The sequence below is a fragment of the Streptomyces sp. NRRL WC-3618 genome, assembly GCF_001280005.1.
Classification (GTDB): Bacteria; Actinomycetota; Actinomycetes; order Streptomycetales; family Streptomycetaceae; genus Streptomyces.
In genome coordinates this window covers 53,675-71,073 of the sequence record NZ_LGDW01000467.1, presented here as the reverse complement: position 1 = coordinate 71,073, position 17,399 = coordinate 53,675, and the positions used below count along the sequence as shown (strand labels likewise).

Sequence of the window (17,399 nt, the reverse complement as noted above, 5' to 3'; positions counted from 1 at the left end):
TGATGGAGCTCGGTCTCGTCGGCCTCGGCAAGATGGGCGGCAACATGCGCGAGCGGATACGCCGCGCAGGTCTCACCGTCATCGGATACGACCGCAACCCGGACGTCGCCGATGTCCACAGCCTCAAGGAGCTTGTGGACGGGCTCAGCGCTCCGCGTGTGGTGTGGGTGATGGTCCCGGCCGGCGCCCCGACCCAGTCCACCGTCGACGAGCTCGCCGAGCTCCTGGAGCCCGGCGACGTCGTCGTGGACGGCGGCAACTCGCGCTGGACAGACGACGAGAAGCACGCCGAGCAACTGGCGGCCAAGGGCATCGGCTTCGTCGACTGCGGTGTCTCCGGTGGCGTCTGGGGCCTGGAGAACGGCTACGCGCTGATGTACGGCGGCGACGCCGAACACATAGCGAAGGTGGAGCCGGCTTCTCGAAGATGGTCCACAACGGCATCGAGTACGCCATGATGCAGGCCTACGCCGAGGGCTGGGAGCTGCTGGAGAAGGTCGACTCCGTCACGGACGTACGGGAGGTCTTCCGGTCCTGGCAGGAGGGCACCGTCATCCGTTCCTGGCTGCTCGACCTGGCGGTCAACGCCCTCGACGAGGACGAGCACCTGGAACGGCTGCGCGGGTTCGCGCAGGACTCCGGGGAGGGCCGCTGGACCGTGGAGGCCGCGATCGACCACTCCGTTCCGCTGCCCGCGATCACCGCGTCGCTGTTCGCGCGGTTCGCGTCCCGGCAGGACGACTCCCCGCAAATGAAGATGATCGCGGCGCTGCGCAACCAGTTCGGCGGCCACGCGGTCGAGGCGAAGTAATCCACAGGGCCGCTCAGCGGTCCACAAGTCCGGGGGAGGTCGGCGACGACCATGCACGTCACGCATCTGTCGCTGGCCGACTTCCGCTCGTACGCCCGGGTCGAGGTCCCGCTCGAACCGGGCGTCACCGCGTTCGTGGGCCCCAACGGGCAGGGCAAGACCAACCTCGTCGAGGCGGTCGGCTATCTCGCCACACTGGGCAGCCACCGGGTCTCCTCGGACGCCCCCCTGGTCCGCATGGGCGCCGACCGGGCGATCATCCGGGCGCAGGTCAAGCAGGGCGAGCGGCAGCAGCTGGTCGAGCTGGAACTGAACCCCGGCCGCGCGAACCGTGCCCGCATCAACAGGTCGTCGCAGGCCAGACCCCGAGACGTGCTGGGGATCGTCCGGACGGTGCTGTTCGCGCCCGAGGACCTCGCCCTGGTGAAGGGCGACCCGGGTGAGCGGCGGCGGTTCCTCGACGAGCTGATCACCGCGCGCTCCCCGCGCATGGCGGGCGTGCGCTCCGACTACGACCGGGTCCTCAAGCAGCGCAACACACTTCTGAAGTCGGCAGCGCTGGCCCGGCGGCACGGCGGTCGCACGATGGACCTCTCGACGCTCGACGTGTGGGACCAGCATCTCGCGAGCGTGGGGGCCGAGTTGCTGGCCCAGCGGCTCGACCTGATCGCCGCGATCCAGCCGCTGGCCGACAAGGCGTACGAGCAACTGGCGCCCGGCGGTGGTCCGCTGGCCCTGGAGTACAAGCCGTCGGCGCCGGGTGAGGCACACGCGCGTGAGGAGCTGTACGAGCAGCTGCTGGGCGCCCTGGCCGAGGTGCGCAAGCAGGAGATCGAACGGGGTGTCACCCTCGTGGGCCCGCACCGGGACGACCTGCATCTCAAGCTGGGTCAGCTGCCCGCGAAGGGGTACGCGTCCCACGGTGAGTCGTGGTCGTACGCGCTGGCGTTGCGGCTGGCCTCGTACGACCTGCTGCGGGCCGAGGGCAACGAGCCGGTGCTGGTGCTCGACGACGTGTTCGCGGAGCTGGACACCCGGCGCCGGGAGCGGCTGGCGGAGCTGGTGGCGCCCGGGGAGCAGGTGCTGGTGACGGCCGCGGTCGACGACGACGTACCGCACGTACTGGCGGGAACGCGGTTTTCGGTGTCGGACGGGACGGTGGAGCGCGCATGACGGCCGACCGGTCCGCGTCGGGGGAGAACCCTGGTAAGCCCCCTGAATCTCCCCTGCCGGTCCCTGAGCCCTCCGGGGTGGATCTCGCGCGGGTGGCGCTCAGGGCGGCGAAAGAGGCGGCACGCGCGCGTGGGGACGGAGCCCAGCAGAAGAGGCAGGCGCGGCGCGGGGGCGGTCTGCGTTCCGGCTCGGGGCGTGACAGGCGTGACCCCATGGCGCTCGGTGCGGCGATCAACCGGTTGGTGACGGAGCGCGGGTGGGAGGCGCCGGCCGCGGTGGGCGGGGTGATGGGCCGGTGGCCGGAGATCGTCGGTGAGGACCTGGCCAAGCACTGTGAGCCGGAGTCGTACGACGAGGACGAGCGGGTGCTGATCGTGCGCTGCGACTCCACGGCGTGGGCGACGAATGTGCGGCTGCTCGCGCCGCAGCTGGTCGCGCGGCTGAACGAGGACCTGGGGCAGGGCAGGGTGCGGTTCCTCAAGGTGCTCGGCCCCGCCGGTCCGGCCCGTCGGTTCGGCCCGTTGCGGGCGCCCGGGAGCACGGGTCCGGGTGACACCTACGGGTGAGGCCCCGCATTTCCGCGTGGGTGAGGTGTGTCACATCGAAAGCGGGCCGTGGGCGGGCGTGCGTCGGTGCGCGCGTCCGCGAATCCGTACGTGACTCCCCGGTAGCCAAGGGTTGACACCTGGAAGCGCTGAGTGCCTCTCCAAGCCTCTTGGAGCCCCGCTCCGCATATGGGGACTCGGGAGAGACCGGTTGAGGGCGGCACATGCGGACTCAGGTACCGGCAAACCCCCATCACCGTCGGCGCTACCGGTAGACTGGAGACAATCCCGCCCCATTGGAGGGGACCACCGGGAAATGGTGTGCACCGCTGACTAAGGCTTACCAACGCAACACGCCGCAGCCGCTCCGGCCACCTGCCGGGAGCTTGGCTAGTGCTGTGCCAGAAAGGGCGCTTCGTGGCCGATTCCGGCAACCCCAACGAGAACATCCCGTCCACCGAGGCCCCGGCCGGTACGGCCAAGGCCTCCGCGCCGGCGTACGACGCCAACGCCATCACCGTCCTCGAGGGTCTGGACGCGGTCCGCAAGCGACCCGGCATGTACATCGGCTCGACCGGTGAGCGTGGTCTGCACCACCTGGTGCAGGAGGTCGTCGACAACTCCGTCGACGAGGCGCTGGCCGGTCACGCGGACACCATCGACGTGACGATCCTCGCCGACGGCGGCGTGCGCGTCATCGACAACGGCCGAGGCATCCCGGTGGGCATCGTCCCGTCCGAGGGCAAACCGGCCCTCGAGGTCGTGCTGACCGTGCTGCACGCGGGCGGCAAGTTCGGCGGCGGCGGCTACGCGGTCTCCGGCGGTCTGCACGGCGTCGGTGTCTCCGTCGTGAACGCCCTGTCCAGCAGGGTCGCGGTAGAGGTCAGGACCGACGGCTACCGCTGGACGCAGGACTACAAGCTGGGCGTCCCGACGGCTCCGCTGGCCCAGCACGAGGCGACGACGGAGCACGGCACGTCGGTCACCTTCTGGGCCGACGGCGACATCTTCGAGACCACCGAGTACTCCTTCGAGACGCTCTCGCGGCGCTTCCAGGAGATGGCGTTCCTCAACAAGGGCCTGACGATCAACCTCACGGACGAGCGTGAGGTGGCGAAGGCCACGATCGGCGCGGACGAGGCGGGTGCCGACGAGAAGGACGAGGTCAGGACCGTCTCGTACCACTACGAGGGCGGCATCGTCGACTATGTGACGTACCTCAACTCCCGCAAGGGAGACGCGGTGCACCCGACCGTCATCGACCTGGAGGCGGAGGACAAGGACAAGAGCCTGTCCCTCGAGGTCGCGATGCAGTGGAACAGTGGTTACACCGAGGGTGTGTACTCCTTCGCCAACATCATCCACACGCATGAGGGCGGTACGCACGAGGAGGGCTTCCGGGCCGCGCTGACCTCGCTGATCAACAAGTACGCGCGCGACAAGAAGCTGCTTCGTGAGAAGGACGACAACCTCACGGGCGACGACATCCGTGAGGGTCTGACCGCGATCATCTCGGTCAAGCTGGCCGAGCCGCAGTTCGAGGGTCAGACGAAGACCAAGCTGGGCAACACGGAGGCGAAGACCTTCGTACAGAAGGCGGTCTACGAGCACCTCAACGACTGGCTGGACCGCAATCCGGTCGAGGCCTCGGACATCATCCGCAAGGGCATCCAGGCGGCCACCGCGCGCGTGGCGGCCCGTAAGGCCCGTGACCTGACGCGTCGCAAGGGTCTGCTGGAGACGGCGTCGCTGCCGGGCAAGCTGTCCGACTGCCAGTCGAACGACCCCATCAAGTGCGAGATCTTCATCGTCGAGGGTGACTCCGCCGGTGGTTCGGCCAAGTCCGGCCGTAACCCGCAGTACCAGGCGATCCTCCCGATCCGCGGCAAGATCCTGAACGTCGAGAAGGCGCGGATCGACAAGATTCTGCAGAACCAGGAGATCCAGGCGCTGATCTCGGCCTTCGGTACCGGGGTCCACGAGGACTTCGACATCGAGAAGCTGCGCTATCACAAGATCATCCTGATGGCGGACGCCGACGTCGACGGCCAGCACATCAACACCCTGCTGCTGACCTTCCTGTTCCGCTTCATGCGTCCGTTGGTCGAGGCCGGACACGTGTTCCTGTCCCGTCCCCCGCTGTACAAGATCAAGTGGGGCAGGGACGACTTCGAGTACGCGTACTCGGACCGCGAGCGCGACGCGCTGATCGAGCTGGGCCGGCAGAGCGGCAAGCGGGTCCGTGAGGACTCGATCCAGCGCTTCAAGGGCCTTGGCGAGATGAACGCCGAGGAACTGCGTGTCACGACGATGGACCAGGAGCACCGGGTCCTCGGTCAGGTCACGCTCGACGACGCCGCGCAGGCCGACGACCTGTTCTCGGTCCTGATGGGCGAGGACGTCGAGGCGCGCCGCGCGTTCATCCAGCGCAATGCCAAGGACGTCCGCTTCCTCGACATCTGAGTCGGTCTCAGCTGACCGCGTCAGAAAGGATCTTCACCAGCAATGACCGACGAGACACCCCTTTCCCCCACGGGTCCCGGCACTCCCGCAGAGGGTGAGATCACCCTGCGCGTCGAGCCCGTCGGGCTCGAGACCGAGATGCAGCGCTCGTACCTCGACTACGCGATGTCCGTCATCGTGTCGCGCGCGCTGCCCGACGTACGGGACGGTCTCAAGCCCGTCCACCGCCGCGTCCTGTACGCCATGTACGACGGCGGCTACCGGCCCGAGAAGGGCTTCTACAAGTGCGCCCGTGTCGTCGGCGACGTCATGGGTACCTACCACCCGCACGGCGACTCCTCGATCTACGACGCGCTGGTCCGTCTCGCGCAGCCGTGGTCGATGCGGATGCCGCTCGTGGACTCCAACGGCAACTTCGGTTCCCCGGGCAACGACCCGGCCGCCGCGATGCGGTACACCGAGTGCAAGCTGAAGCCGCTGTCCATGGAGATGGTCCGTGACATCGACGAGGAGACCGTCGACTTCACGGACAACTACGACGGCCGCAACCAGGAGCCGACGGTTCTGCCGGCCCGCTTCCCGAACCTGCTGATCAACGGCTCGGCGGGCATCGCGGTCGGTATGGCGACCAACATCCCGCCGCACAACCTCCGTGAGGTCGCGGCCGGCGCCCAGTGGTACCTGGAGAACCCCGAGGCCTCCCACGAGGAGCTGCTCGACGCCCTGATCGAGCGCATCAAGGGCCCCGACTTCCCCAGCGGCGCGCTGGTGGTGGGCCGTAAGGGCATCGAGGAGGCGTACCGCACCGGTCGTGGCTCCATCACGATGCGCGCGGTCGTCGACGTCGAGGAGATCCAGAACCGCCAGTGCCTGGTGGTCACCGAACTCCCCTACCAGGTCAACCCGGACAACCTCGCGCAGAAGATCGCCGACCTGGTCAAGGACGGCAAGATCGGCGGCATCGCGGACGTCCGCGACGAGACGTCGTCCCGTACGGGGCAGCGCCTGGTCATCGTCCTGAAGCGGGACGCGGTCGCCAAGGTCGTGCTGAACAACCTCTACAAGCACACCGACCTGCAGACGAACTTCGGCGCGAACATGCTGGCGCTCGTCGACGGCGTCCCGCGCACCCTCTCCCTGGACGCGTTCATCCGGCACTGGGTGACGCACCAGATCGAGGTCATCGTCCGGCGTACGCGGTTCAGGCTGCGCAAGGCCGAGGAGCGCGCGCACATCCTGCGTGGCCTGCTGAAGGCCCTGGACGCGATCGACGAGGTCATCGCGCTGATCAGGCGCAGTGACACCGTCGAGATCGCGCGCGAGGGCCTGATGGGCCTCCTGGAGATCGACGAGATCCAGGCCAACGCCATCCTCGAGATGCAGCTGCGCCGACTGGCGGCTCTGGAGCGCCAGAAGATCGTCGCCGAGCACGACGAACTCCAGGCGAAGATCCGCGAGTACAACGCGATCCTCGCCTCGCCCGTGCGGCAGCGGGGCATCATCAGCGAGGAACTCGCCGCGATCGTCGAGAAGTTCGGCGACGACCGGCGTTCCAAGCTGGTGCCGTTCGACGGTGACATGTCCATCGAGGACCTGATCGCCGAAGAGGACATCGTCGTCACCATCTCGCGCGGCGGCTACGTCAAGCGCACCAAGACGGAGGACTACCGCTCGCAGAAGCGCGGCGGCAAGGGCGTACGCGGCACGAAGCTCAAGGAAGACGACATCGTCGACCACTTCTTCGTGTCGACCACGCACCATTGGCTGCTGTTCTTCACCAACAAGGGCCGGGTCTACCGCGCGAAGGCGTACGAGCTGCCCGACGCCGGGCGGGACGCGCGTGGGCAGCATGTCGCCAACCTGCTGGCCTTCCAGCCGGACGAGGCGATCGCGGAGATCCTCGCGATCCGCGACTACGAGGCGGCGCCCTACCTGGTGCTGGCCACCAAGGGCGGTCTGGTGAAGAAGACGCCTCTGAAGGATTACGATTCCCCGCGTTCGGGCGGTGTCATCGCGATCAACCTCCGTGAGACGGAGGACGGTTCCGACGACGAACTGATCGGAGCCGAACTCGTTTCGTCCGAGGATGATCTGCTGTTGATCAGCAGGAAGGCACAGTCGATCAGGTTCACGGCGACTGACGACGCTCTGCGTCCGATGGGCCGGGCCACCTCGGGTGTCAAGGGCATGAGCTTCCGTGAGGGAGACCAGCTGCTCTCGATGAATGTTGTTCGACCCGGTACGTTCGTGTTCACTGCTACCGACGGCGGTTACGCGAAGCGGACCGCCGTCGACGAGTACCGCGTCCAGGGGCGCGGCGGCCTCGGTATCAAGGCCGCCAAGATCGTCGAGGACCGCGGATCCCTCGTCGGCGCGCTGGTGGTCGAGGAGACCGACGAGATCCTCGCCATCACGCTCTCCGGCGGCGTGATCCGGACGCGGGTCAATGAGGTCAGGGAGACGGGCCGTGACACCATGGGCGTCCAACTGATCAACCTGGGCAAGCGCGATGCCGTTGTCGGCATCGCACGTAACGCCGAGGCGGGACGTGAGGCCGAGGAGGTCGACGGCGACGACGCCGTGGACGAGCCGGCCGAGGGTGCCGCGAGCATCGGCACGGACGAGGGCGATCAGTCCTCGTCGGAGTAGCGCGAGGAGTGAGTCAACGTGAGCGGAGCCACGGACGCCGGTTCGTCCGGCAGTTCGTCCGGTCCCTCGACCGGTACGGGCAATGACGGCGGCGGTCGTGGCTCCGCCGCGCGGGCGACCGATGGGCAGGGTGCGAGGGACGCGCATAACGCGACAGATCCGCACACGACCAACCTGCAGGCCATCAAGCCGCGTACGAGCGGCAAGCGCCCGACCGACACACATGGATCCCAGGGGGGAACTGTGACGGACGCCAGAGGTCCGCAGACCCAGCAGTACGGGACCGGCGCGGGCCCCGCCGCCCAGAGTGCCGCCGCGCCGCCGCAGGCATCGCCGTTGCCCGGCGAGCGGCAGCCGCAGCAGCACGCGGGGCCCTATCACCCGCCGCAGGCCTACCCGTCGGCCCCTGCCGCGGGCGCCGCGGCCTCGGTGCCGGCGCCCGCTCAGGCGGGCGGCGCCGTACGGCGCCCGCGCACGGGGGCGACCACGCTGCCCCGCACGCGCAAGGCACGTCTGCGCGTGTCCAAGGCGGACCCGTGGTCGGTCATGAAGGTCAGCTTCCTGCTGTCGATCGCGCTGGGCATCTGCACGATCGTGGCGGCGGTGGTCCTGTGGATGGTCATGGACGCGATGGGCGTCTTCTCGACGGTCGGCGGCACGATCTCGGAGGCCACCGGTTCGAACGAGTCGAACGGCTTCGACCTCCAGTCCTTCCTGTCGCTCCCCCACGTCCTGATGTTCACGTCGGTCATCGCGGTCATCGACGTCGTCCTCGCGACGGCGCTGGCGACACTCGGCGCGTTCATCTACAACCTCTCAGCGGGCTTCGTGGGCGGCATCGAGCTGACGCTTGCCGAGGACGAGTGAGCTGGTGAAGTGCCGGTGAAGTGCGGGTAAGCCGCGGGTGAGGGCCTGCCCCAAACGTCGCCCGGCTATCGATTTTGGGACTGGCCGCGTCGTGCGCTAATCTTCAGAGGTCAGCGCGCGGGACATACACCGCAGAGCGCGGCGGGGCTATAGCTCAGTTGGTTAGAGCGCATCCCTGATAAGGATGAGGCCACAGGTTCAAATCCTGTTAGCCCCACAGTGAAAAGACCCCCAGCCAGTGATGGTTGGGGGTCTTTCGTTTGTCCTGGTGTGTTGGTTCTGGTGCTTCTCCGTGTGGCTTCGTACGCAAGTTCGCCGCTACAGGGGGAGGGGGGCGGGGGATCGCGCGAGGGGTCAGGAAAGCGGCTGTGCCGCCGTCTCCGCGTCCGGGGCTGTCTCCGGGCCGGCTTCCGTGTCCGTGTCGGCGGGTGAGCGGTGTCGGCAGCTCGGAGAGGAGCCGTGGGCCTCGGCTCCGATGCGCTGTTTCATCGTGGGGGGCAGGGACCGGGCGTAGGACCAGGCCCAGTCGGCTGTCGCGGGCAGCGCTGCTGGTGCGGTGCAGTTGCGCGCCGCGCGGCTCTCGGCTACCGCCGCGCCGGCGGTCGTCGTGATCAGACCGAGGGTCGTGCACAGCGCCAGGAAGGCGGTGACGATGGCGGTCCACAGCTTCATGACCTTGTTCTGGGCCATGGCCCCTCACTTTCGGGTTGGGCGATTTGCGTACTTTCCTCATGATGTGTATGGCGGCCGCGAAGTGGTGGACCTACGCCCATGGCGCGTCGATCTTCCGATGAACACCACTCGGATGGGTGCAAGAGGGAGAGAAAGGAGGGAAATGTGGGGGTCGGGGTGGAGTGCGGTGAAAAATAACGGTACGTGGAGATCTGATCACCCTCCGATCGGAGCGGTGTCGTCCGCTTCTACTGCGGTGCTCCGGGCGGGAGTTGGCGACCGGCGTAGGTCACCGATCGGTCTCGGCCGGAGGGTATAGTCGGGCGCCAGAGGTCCCCTACGTCAAGGAAAGACGAGGTCGCACGGTGAAGAAGCTTCTCCTGGTCGCACTGGCCGCCATCGGCGGGCTCCTCGTGTACCGCCAGATCCAGGCGGATCGCGCCGAGCAGGATCTGTGGACGGAGGCGACCGACTCCGTGCCCACGGGTTCGTGAGCATCGACAGCAGTCTGTGAACAGACCCCGGCCGCCGACGCGGTCGGGGTTTTGTGTTGTCCGCGGCGTCGCGTCGGGATGGGCTCGGGGGACGGTGGGTAGTTCGCGGTCGTGAAGGAAACCCTTGCTGGGGCAAATCGAAATGCCGCAAGGGCAGCTGTACCGGGCGTTCGTGCGAATTGTGCGGTGGCGGGGCGGCCGGAGGGGCAGGATGAGCGGCGGTTCGGGCAGAGACGGTGCCCGGCGGAGCGGGGTCGGCGGACGGTTCGGGCGGCGGGACAGGGCGAGGGGTGGCGCGTGATGGGGCGGCGCACGATGCGGGGCGGGGTCGTGGCGGCGGTGGTGTGCGTGGTGATGGGCGCGGGCAACGATGTTGGGGCGGTCGCCGCGCCGGATGCGTACACCTATGACTTCGCCAAGGGCGCCCGGACCGTGGAGGGGGCCGCGAGCACCACGGACGCCGTCGGGCTGGAGCCCGGCGGGGTCTACCGGAGCGCCCTCCCCGTCAACGGACGGCTCTACTTCCGGCTGGCACTGGACGCCACGTCGAACGCGTACGTCTCCGCCACCGCCGTCCCCCGGCAGGGCGCGACGGTGTCCTCCACCGACGGCGTCAAGGTGTCCGTAGAGGACAGCGACGCCCGTTCCTGCTCCTACGACAGCACACGCTTCGGGCCCTCCCGCAGCCCGCATCCCGTCGCCGCCTGGGCGTCGCGGGTGACCGACGGGGAGACGACGGCATGCCGGAGCGCCGGTACGTACTACGTCGTCGTGGAGCGCATCGACTCGCCGGGCTCGTCGTCCGATGACTGGGACCTGGAGCTGACGTACGTGTCGGAGCCGGGCCTTGTGAACAAGAGTTCGACTGTCGCGCCCGAGTCCCCCGAGTCGTGGAACTCCGCGTCGCCCGACCCCCTCACCGGCGACGCGGTCCGCCGCGCGGGCGGCGCTGGATTCGCCACGGCCGCCCCGGTGGGCACAGGCGTCTGGCGGGACGACATCACGCCCGGTCAGACGCTGTTCTACCGGGTGCCGGTCGACTGGGGGCAGCAGCTGAACGCGGTTGCCGAACTGGGCAGTTCCGGCGCCGGTTCCAACGGTGGGGGCCGGTACGTCAGCTCCGCGCTCGTGATGTCGCTCTACAACCCCGCGCGCGGGTACGTCGACGACAAGGGCCTCCTCTACGACGGCCGCCAGACCTCGGCCGCCCTCGATCCGCTGCCACCGGTCGCGTACGCCAACCGCTTCGGCGCCGGCGACCGCGCGAGCGGGATGCGGTTCGCCGGCTCGTACTACCTCGTCGTCCATCTCGGCGAGCAGCTGACGGAAGGATTCGGCCCGGGGCCGTACGGGCTGACGCTGCGGGTGCAGGTGACCGGTACGGCGCAGGACGCGCCCGCGTACCTGGGGCAGTCCGTGCCCCGGGACACGTTCGCGGTCACGGACCAGGACCGGGAGGCTGCCGCCGGGTGGGCGGGCGTCACGGGAGCGGACGAGAGCGTCACCGCGGGGAACGGCGGGGGTGGTGGCCATGGTGACGCCGCCGCTATGCGGGTGGTCGCGGTGAGCGGGATCGGGGCGGGCAGCGTGCTGTTGCTGGGGCTCGCGCTGTGGACGGTGGTCGCCCGGCGCCGGGCCGGCCGCGCATAGCTCAGATGCGGAACAGGGCCCAGAAACCCACGGCATAGCAGGCGACGGCGAGGAACAGGACCGGTATCGCCACCTTCGCGGACGGCCCCGGGCGACGCCGGCGTCGTCGGGCGCGGTGCTGTGGCACCGCCTGTGGGGAGGCCGGAGCCTGCGGGGACCGTGCGGCGTACGAAGGAGACGAGGTGTACGCGTCCTGGCGCCGTGTCGGAGCGGGAGCGGGAGCGGGAACGGGAGTCGGGGTCTGCGTCTGTATCTGAGTCTGCGTGGCGGTCCGGGGCGTGTGGGGCCGGTAGGACAGTACGGGCGTGGGCTCGAACGGCGGGGCTTCGAAGTCCTGTCCTGCGAAGGACGGGACTTCGAAGGGCGGCGGTACGTGGACCGCGGCCGGCGTCGGGAGCGGGGAGGCCGTGGGGGGAGTGGAGGGCCGCTCCGGCCGGTGCTGGGGTGATGCCGAGGGGGCGGTGAGCTGGGGCGGGGGCAGGTGGAAGCTGCCCGTGTCCGACATGCTGGACGGTTGGGGCGGGATCGCTGCCGGCGGGTGAGTGGGGCGCGGCGGCGCGGTGTCCGGCCGGGGCGGGATGCCGTTGCGCTGTGCAGGCTGTGCAGGCTGTGCAGGCTGTGCGGGGTGAGTCGGGTGGTGGCCCGGTTGACCTGGGTGGGCCCGCTGCGCCTGGTCGGAGGGGCTGGTGCCGTCCGGCATCGAGGGCCGGCTTGCTGCGGAGTCGGCTCCGGAGGGCTGCCAGGGCGGCTCGGCACCGGTGCCGGGGCTTGCGGGCGCCGGGGCGCCGGCCGGCCTGGACGGTATGACGCCCGTGCCTGGTCCGGCGGATGGGGAAACGTTTCCCGGGTTCGGCTCGGGATCCGGCATCGGACCGGGCCAGGGACCCGGCAGCGAACCCGGCATCGGACTGAGCCCCGGCCCCGTGTGCGTGCCGCCGGTCGCGCCGGTAGGTGTGCCCTCCGAGTGGGGTTCGCGGTACGGGTCGTATCGGCGCGCTGAGCCTGGGCCGGTGTGGGTGCCCGTGTGTGTGCCGCTGTGCATGGCGTCCGGCTCGCCGCGTCCGGCGCCGGTGGCCGGCCCGCTCTCCGCGCCGGTGCCCGTCGCCGCGCCGGTGCGGCCGCCGCTCGTGGTCACGTCGGGGGACCGTTTGAGGGGGCCGGTCGGGGCGAAGCCCTGTGGCAGGGGGCCGAGTTGGTCGAAGATCTCGATCAGCTCGTCGTCGGGGCCGGGCTCGGGCAGGAGTTCGGCGGCCTGGGCGAGGGCCTTGCGCGCGCCGGTGGCGGTGCGGAACCGCGCCTGCGGGTCCGGCTGCAGCAGCGTGGCCACGACCTGCCAGAGCGGCTCGGGTATGCCCTGTGGAGCAGTGGGCGTGCCGTGTTCCGTGAAGTACTCGATGAGGGCCTTGGCGTCCGGTTTTGCGCCCTCCAGGAGATAGAGGGCGACCAGACCCACGGCGAACAGGTCGGAGGGGAAGTCCGGGTCCGCGCCCAGCATCTGCTCGGGGGCAAAGTAACCAGGGGTGCCCACCACGTAGTCGGTCTCCGTCAGCCGGGGCTCGCCCAGCCGCATGGCGATACCGAAGTCGGACAGCCGTAGCCGGGGGCGGCCCGTACCGGTCGCCTCGAGCAGTACGTTGGCGGGCTTGATGTCGCGGTGGACGACGCCCTCGGCGTGTACGGCGGCCAGGCCCGAGAGGAGCTGGTCGAGGAGGGTGCAGACGAACGTGGGCGGCAGGGGGCCGTAGTCGGCGATCAGATGGACGAGCGAGCCCCCGGCGACCAGGTCCATGGTGAACAGGACCTTGTCGTCGTCGGCGGCCCAGCTGGCCGGGGCGAGGACATGCGGGTGGTCGATCCGCAGCGCCTGTTCGCGGACGAAGCGCAGCAGCGAGTGGGCGTCGCTCTGCTGCAGGACCTTGGCGGCCACGTACCGGCGGCGGCGGTGGTCCCAGGCGCGCCAGACGGCGCCGACTCCCCCGCGCCCGATCGGGTCGGCCAGTTCGTACCGGCCGGCGAAGACCTCACCCATGGCTCTGCGTCGATCCCCCTTCGGATCCCCGCTCCGTCGGTTCCGGACCGGCGGGCGGTACGGCTCCTCCTACCCCGCTCCGGAGCCCCGGTCACCCCGCTCACCCAGAACCTGTCTCCCTACCTGCTTCCCTGCCCGCCTTCCCTGCCTGGTCCTTACGTGTTTCCGGGCCCGGGCTGATGCCGGGCCCGCGTCCTTCGAGTTGCCCGAGCCTGTCGTGCTGTGCGCCTGCCCCCCTGTGCCCTGAGCCGTAGCCCGGCCGCCGAACCCCCGATCGGCGGCCGGGAGGCGGCTCAGTTCTGGTGGGACTGGTAGTGCGTCACGGCGTCGGACGTGCGGCCCGCGCCGTACACCCGGAGGAACTCTGCCAGTTCCGGATGGCTCGGGGCGAGAGAGTCAGCCGCGTCGATGATGTCCCCGGCCGCGGCCACCGAGCGCAGCAGCGACTGGATCTCGCGGACCACCCGCTTGACCGTGGGCGCCCCCGAACTCGTCGTCGACTGTGTGGTGTTGCTGAGCACCGACCCCCCCTGCGACTTCTTGATCTCGTCCATCCGCTCGGTCGCCTCGGCGGCGCTGACGCTGCCGTCCGCGACCTGACCGGCCAGATCCTGCAGCAACTGCACGCGCTGCACCACTGCCGGGTTGCCGATCTTGGCTCGTTGGCCGCTCATCAGCTGTGACAACATCGGCGCGGACAGCCCAAGTACCCCCGCGAGACGAGCCTGGTTGAGTCCAAGATCGTCGATGAGCTTACGGAAGAGCGCCCCCAGCGGCTCCCCGTACCAGTTCCGCTGAAGCTCCCGCGCTCTCGCGGTCGCTTCCTGCTGTGCGGCATCCATTGCGTCTCCCCATCGCTTCCCCAAATACCGCGGTTCGCTGTAGCGAACCACGACCAGCATCTTACGGAGAGTGGTCGTCCACGGGGAGCCCAATCCTTTTGCGAGATACCGGGGATCAACCGGTACTCTGGTCTGCGGCGCCCACCAGTATCTGGTTGTTCTGGGGGGATGCTTCCTGTTCGGGGCCTTAGCTCAGTTGGTAGAGCGCTGTCTTTGCATGGCAGATGTCAGGGGTTCGACTCCCCTAGGCTCCACTCCCAAAATGCCCTCTGAACTGCGGAAACGCAGTTCAGAGGGCATTCGGCTGTCGATCCGCCAGGCGCCCGACCTTGTCCGCGACCACACGCACGGTCTGGGAGACGTGGGAGCGGCTGGGCCATGAGCCCTGGCTGTCTCCTGGTCGTGTTTCACGTGAAACACCGGCCGGAGGAATGGGTGCCGCCGTGTCATGTTTCACGTGAAACATCGCTGTGGGGCGGGAGGCATGAAAGCCTCCCGCCCCACAGCGACCTCACCAACGGCGCCACACAAGAACCGTCAGCGACGGTCCTCGTCGTCGTCCGTCCCCGACTCGGCTTCCTTCGCCTGGACTTCGGGGTCCAGGACCGACTGGCCGGTGCCGTCCACCGACGTCAGGCGGCCCGTCTCCGGGACCTCGGTCGCGGCGGGCGGCTCAACCAGCCAGTCGGGGTTGGCCTGCTTGTCCCACCACTTCCACGCGGCGAAAGCACCGCCCGCCAGAATGCCCAGCGCGGCCAGCCCCTTGGCGAGCCGGCCCGCCCGCGCCCGCCGCTCGTGCTTACGCACCAGCTTCCTGATCTCCTTCGGAGTGACCTGACCGCGCAGCGCGGCCAGCGCGGCGACACCGCGTGCGGCGGCTTCCTCTCGTACAGGGCCGGCCGCCGCGACCGCTCGCTCCACACGCGGTGCGGTGAAGTCGGCGGCCTGCCGAGCGGCCTTGGCGGTACGGACGGCGGCTTCATGGGCGGCATGGTCGACCTTCGGCGGCACATGCGTACGGGCCTGCTCCAACCGCGGCGCGAGATGTGCGCCGTACTGGACACGGGCCTGTTCCGCAGCCTGGGACACCTTGGGCGCAAGCCGTACGCGTGCCTCGTGTGCGTACAGCGTGGCCCTGTCCTTGGCCGTGTCGGCGTAAGGCGCCACCACGTCCGCGGCGTGCAGGACGCTGTCCTTCGCCGAGCCGGTAGCGGCGCGCACGCTTTCAATGCGGGTCACGGGGTCCTCCTCCTCGGTGGCGTACGGTATTCGACTCTCCACCCTTTTACGGATCATGCCCGGCAATACGCCGCGAGGCATGTGAGGGCGGGCATCCGGGTCATGGACGGCCGGTCACACGAAGCTGACGGCACCGAACCGATCACATGCGACAGCGGATGACGATCACATGCAATAGCAATGAATACAGGGCAACAGGAGCTTGTTTCGACAATGCCACGGATCGCCGCGCCGCGCCCCTGTCCCGCGCCTACTCGACCGGTTTCCTATGAAACGGCTGCGCGCAAGAGAAAGCGTCGGATTTCCGTCCAGAGGAGGGTGCCGGGCGGTGCATGGCGTGGACCGTGCGAGGATCGGGGCGTCACAAGAGGACAACGGAAGGCAGATCGTGGCCGAGCAGCTTTACGCCACCCTGAAGACCAACCAAGGCGACATCGAAGTCCGGCTCCTGCCGAATCACGCGCCCAAGACGGTCCGGAACTTCGTGGAGCTCGCCACCGGCGAGCGTGAGTGGACCAACCCGGAGACGGGTGTGAAGTCCACGGACAAGCTCTACGACGGCACGGTCTTCCACCGGGTGATCAGCGGTTTCATGATTCAGGGCGGCGACCCCCTCGGCAACGGCACCGGTGGCCCCGGCTACCAGTTCGAGGACGAGTTCCACCCCGACCTCCGGTTCGACAAGCCGTACCTGCTGGCCATGGCCAACGCCGGCCCGGGCACCAACGGTTCGCAGTTCTTCATCACCGTCTCCCCGACGGCCTGGCTGAACCGCAAGCACACCATCTTCGGTGAGGTCACCGACGCGGCCAGCCAGAAGCTCGTGGACGCCATCGCGACCACGGCGACCAACCCGCGCACCGACCGCCCGGTCAACGACGTCGTCATCGAATCGGTCGTCGTCGAGACCCGTGAAGGCTGAGACCCCGGAGCCCTTCCCACAGGGAACCAAACGCCCCGCCCAACCGTAAGGATGGGCGGGGCGGTGCGTTGCATCGCACACAAAGACGGACAGATGGCATTACGGAACTAGGGGACGACATGGATCAGGCGCCAGGCAGCCCACAGGGCCCGCAGGACGCCCAGAGCCTGCCCACCTGCTACCGCCACCCGGACCGCGACACAGGCATCCGCTGCACCCGCTGCGAACGCCCGATCTGCCCCGAGTGCATGGTCAGCGCCTCCGTCGGCTTCCAGTGCCCGGAATGCGTGCGCAACGGCTCCGGCACAGGACACGCACCGAGCGCCACCACGCCCCGCACCCTGGCCGGCGGCACCATCCCGGCAGACCCGCGGCTCTTGACCAAGATCCTCATCGGGATCAATCTCGCGGTCTTCCTCGTCGGCCAGATCCGCCCGTCGTTCGTGGATCACCTGGTACTCGTCGGCAAGTGGCCCCCGGCACCGTTCGTCGCCACGGAGGGTGTCGCCGAGGGCCAGTGGTATCTGCTGTTCACCTCGATGTTCGCGCACCAGGCCATCTGGCACATCGGCTTCAACATGCTGAGCCTGTGGTGGCTCGGCGGCCCGCTGGAAGCCGCCCTCGGCCGGGTCCGTTTCCTGGCGCTCTACATCGTCTCGGGCCTCGCGGGCAGTGCCCTCACCTATGTGCTGGCAGCCCCGAGCAGCGGCTCGCTCGGCGCCTCAGGCGCCATCTTCGGCCTCTTCGGCGCGACCGCGGTCCTGATGCGCCGCCTCAACCGCGACATGCGGCCGATCATCGCCCTGCTGGTGATCAACCTCATCTTCACCTTCGGGATGAGCAACATCGCCTGGCAGGCCCATATCGGCGGACTTGTGGCCGGAGTCGTGATCGGCTACGCCATGGTCCATGCTCCGCGCGAGCGCCGGTCCCTGATCCAGTACGGCGTCTGCGCGGTGGTCCTGGTCGTGGTGGTCGTCATGACCCTGATCCGCACAAGCCAGCTCGTCTGAGGCGCGCGACCTGCCGTCCAGGGTCTCCGA

Annotated in this window: 13 protein-coding genes, 2 tRNA genes and 1 pseudogene; 12 read left to right on the top strand and 4 right to left on the bottom strand. The window is 69.0% G+C overall.

Features of this window, described 5'->3' with window-relative positions:
- Positions 1-2 precede the first annotated feature (2 nt).
- From ADL01_RS34510 to ADL01_RS34480, 7 genes and pseudogenes are all read left to right on the top strand, one after another.
- Positions 3-811 (top strand): annotated as a pseudogene (locus tag ADL01_RS34510) (NADP(+)-dependent, decarboxylating phosphogluconate dehydrogenase).
- 51 nt (positions 812-862) lie between these two features.
- A complete protein-coding gene (gene recF / locus ADL01_RS34505) occupies positions 863-1,984 on the top strand; it encodes a DNA replication/repair protein RecF (RefSeq protein ID WP_053745992.1) in 1,122 nt (373 codons plus the stop codon).
- Positions 1,981-2,550, top strand: a complete 570-nt coding sequence (locus ADL01_RS34500) for a DUF721 domain-containing protein (protein ID WP_234354892.1) — start codon at positions 1,981-1,983, stop codon at positions 2,548-2,550. The genes recF and ADL01_RS34500 overlap by 4 nt, the downstream gene beginning before the upstream one ends.
- 372 nt (positions 2,551-2,922) lie before the next feature.
- Positions 2,923-4,992: a DNA topoisomerase (ATP-hydrolyzing) subunit B gene (gyrB, locus tag ADL01_RS34495; RefSeq protein ID WP_053745991.1), complete on the top strand. Its 2,070-nt coding sequence runs from the start codon at positions 2,923-2,925 to the stop codon at positions 4,990-4,992.
- A 42-nt stretch (positions 4,993-5,034) separates the two neighbouring features.
- Entirely contained in the window at positions 5,035-7,641 is a 2,607-nt protein-coding gene (gene gyrA, locus ADL01_RS34490; protein ID WP_053745990.1) for a DNA gyrase subunit A, read from the top strand.
- A gap of 18 nt (positions 7,642-7,659) precedes the next feature.
- On the top strand, positions 7,660-8,508 hold the full coding sequence (locus tag ADL01_RS34485) for a DUF3566 domain-containing protein (protein ID WP_053745989.1): 849 nt from the start codon (positions 7,660-7,662) through the stop codon (positions 8,506-8,508).
- Positions 8,509-8,651: 143 nt separating this feature from the next.
- Positions 8,652-8,725: transfer RNA gene (locus tag ADL01_RS34480), tRNA-Ile, on the top strand.
- A gap of 137 nt (positions 8,726-8,862) precedes the next feature.
- Here the strand turns inward: ADL01_RS34480 and ADL01_RS34475 are convergent.
- On the bottom strand, positions 8,863-9,198 hold the full coding sequence (locus ADL01_RS34475; RefSeq protein WP_053745988.1) for a DUF6344 domain-containing protein: 336 nt from the start codon (positions 9,196-9,198) through the stop codon (positions 8,863-8,865).
- Positions 9,199-9,545: 347 nt separating this feature from the next.
- Between ADL01_RS34475 and ADL01_RS46895 the strand changes: the two genes are divergently transcribed.
- The gene (locus ADL01_RS46895; RefSeq protein ID WP_003999697.1) at positions 9,546-9,674 is read left to right on the top strand and encodes a DLW-39 family protein; all 129 of its coding nucleotides are present in this window, start codon (positions 9,546-9,548) and stop codon (positions 9,672-9,674) included.
- A gap of 300 nt (positions 9,675-9,974) precedes the next feature.
- The gene (locus ADL01_RS34470) at positions 9,975-11,324 is read left to right on the top strand and encodes a hypothetical protein (protein WP_234354891.1); all 1,350 of its coding nucleotides are present in this window, start codon (positions 9,975-9,977) and stop codon (positions 11,322-11,324) included.
- A gap of 1 nt (position 11,325) precedes the next feature.
- Here ADL01_RS34470 and ADL01_RS34465 read toward each other — a convergent pair whose 3' ends face one another.
- Together ADL01_RS34465 and ADL01_RS34460 are read right to left on the bottom strand one after the other, a co-directional pair.
- On the bottom strand, positions 11,326-13,353 hold the full coding sequence (locus ADL01_RS34465) for a serine/threonine-protein kinase (RefSeq protein WP_053745986.1): 2,028 nt from the start codon (positions 13,351-13,353) through the stop codon (positions 11,326-11,328).
- Positions 13,354-13,646: 293 nt separating this feature from the next.
- On the bottom strand, positions 13,647-14,195 hold the full coding sequence (locus ADL01_RS34460) for a helix-turn-helix domain-containing protein (protein ID WP_053745985.1): 549 nt from the start codon (positions 14,193-14,195) through the stop codon (positions 13,647-13,649).
- 181 nt (positions 14,196-14,376) lie between these two features.
- On the opposite strand from ADL01_RS34460, the gene ADL01_RS34455 reads away from it, so the two are divergent.
- A tRNA-Ala gene (locus tag ADL01_RS34455) sits at positions 14,377-14,449 on the top strand.
- 283 nt (positions 14,450-14,732) lie between these two features.
- Here ADL01_RS34455 and ADL01_RS34450 read toward each other — a convergent pair.
- A complete protein-coding gene (locus tag ADL01_RS34450; protein WP_053745984.1) occupies positions 14,733-15,434 on the bottom strand; it encodes a DUF5324 family protein in 702 nt (233 codons plus the stop codon).
- Between the two features lie 388 nt (positions 15,435-15,822).
- Between ADL01_RS34450 and ADL01_RS34445 the strand changes: the two genes are divergently transcribed.
- The gene (locus tag ADL01_RS34445) at positions 15,823-16,356 is read left to right on the top strand and encodes a peptidylprolyl isomerase (protein ID WP_053745983.1); all 534 of its coding nucleotides are present in this window, start codon (positions 15,823-15,825) and stop codon (positions 16,354-16,356) included.
- A gap of 119 nt (positions 16,357-16,475) precedes the next feature.
- Entirely contained in the window at positions 16,476-17,369 is an 894-nt protein-coding gene (locus tag ADL01_RS34440; RefSeq protein WP_053745982.1) for a rhomboid family intramembrane serine protease, read from the top strand.
- The last annotated feature ends 30 nt before the right edge of the window (positions 17,370-17,399 follow it).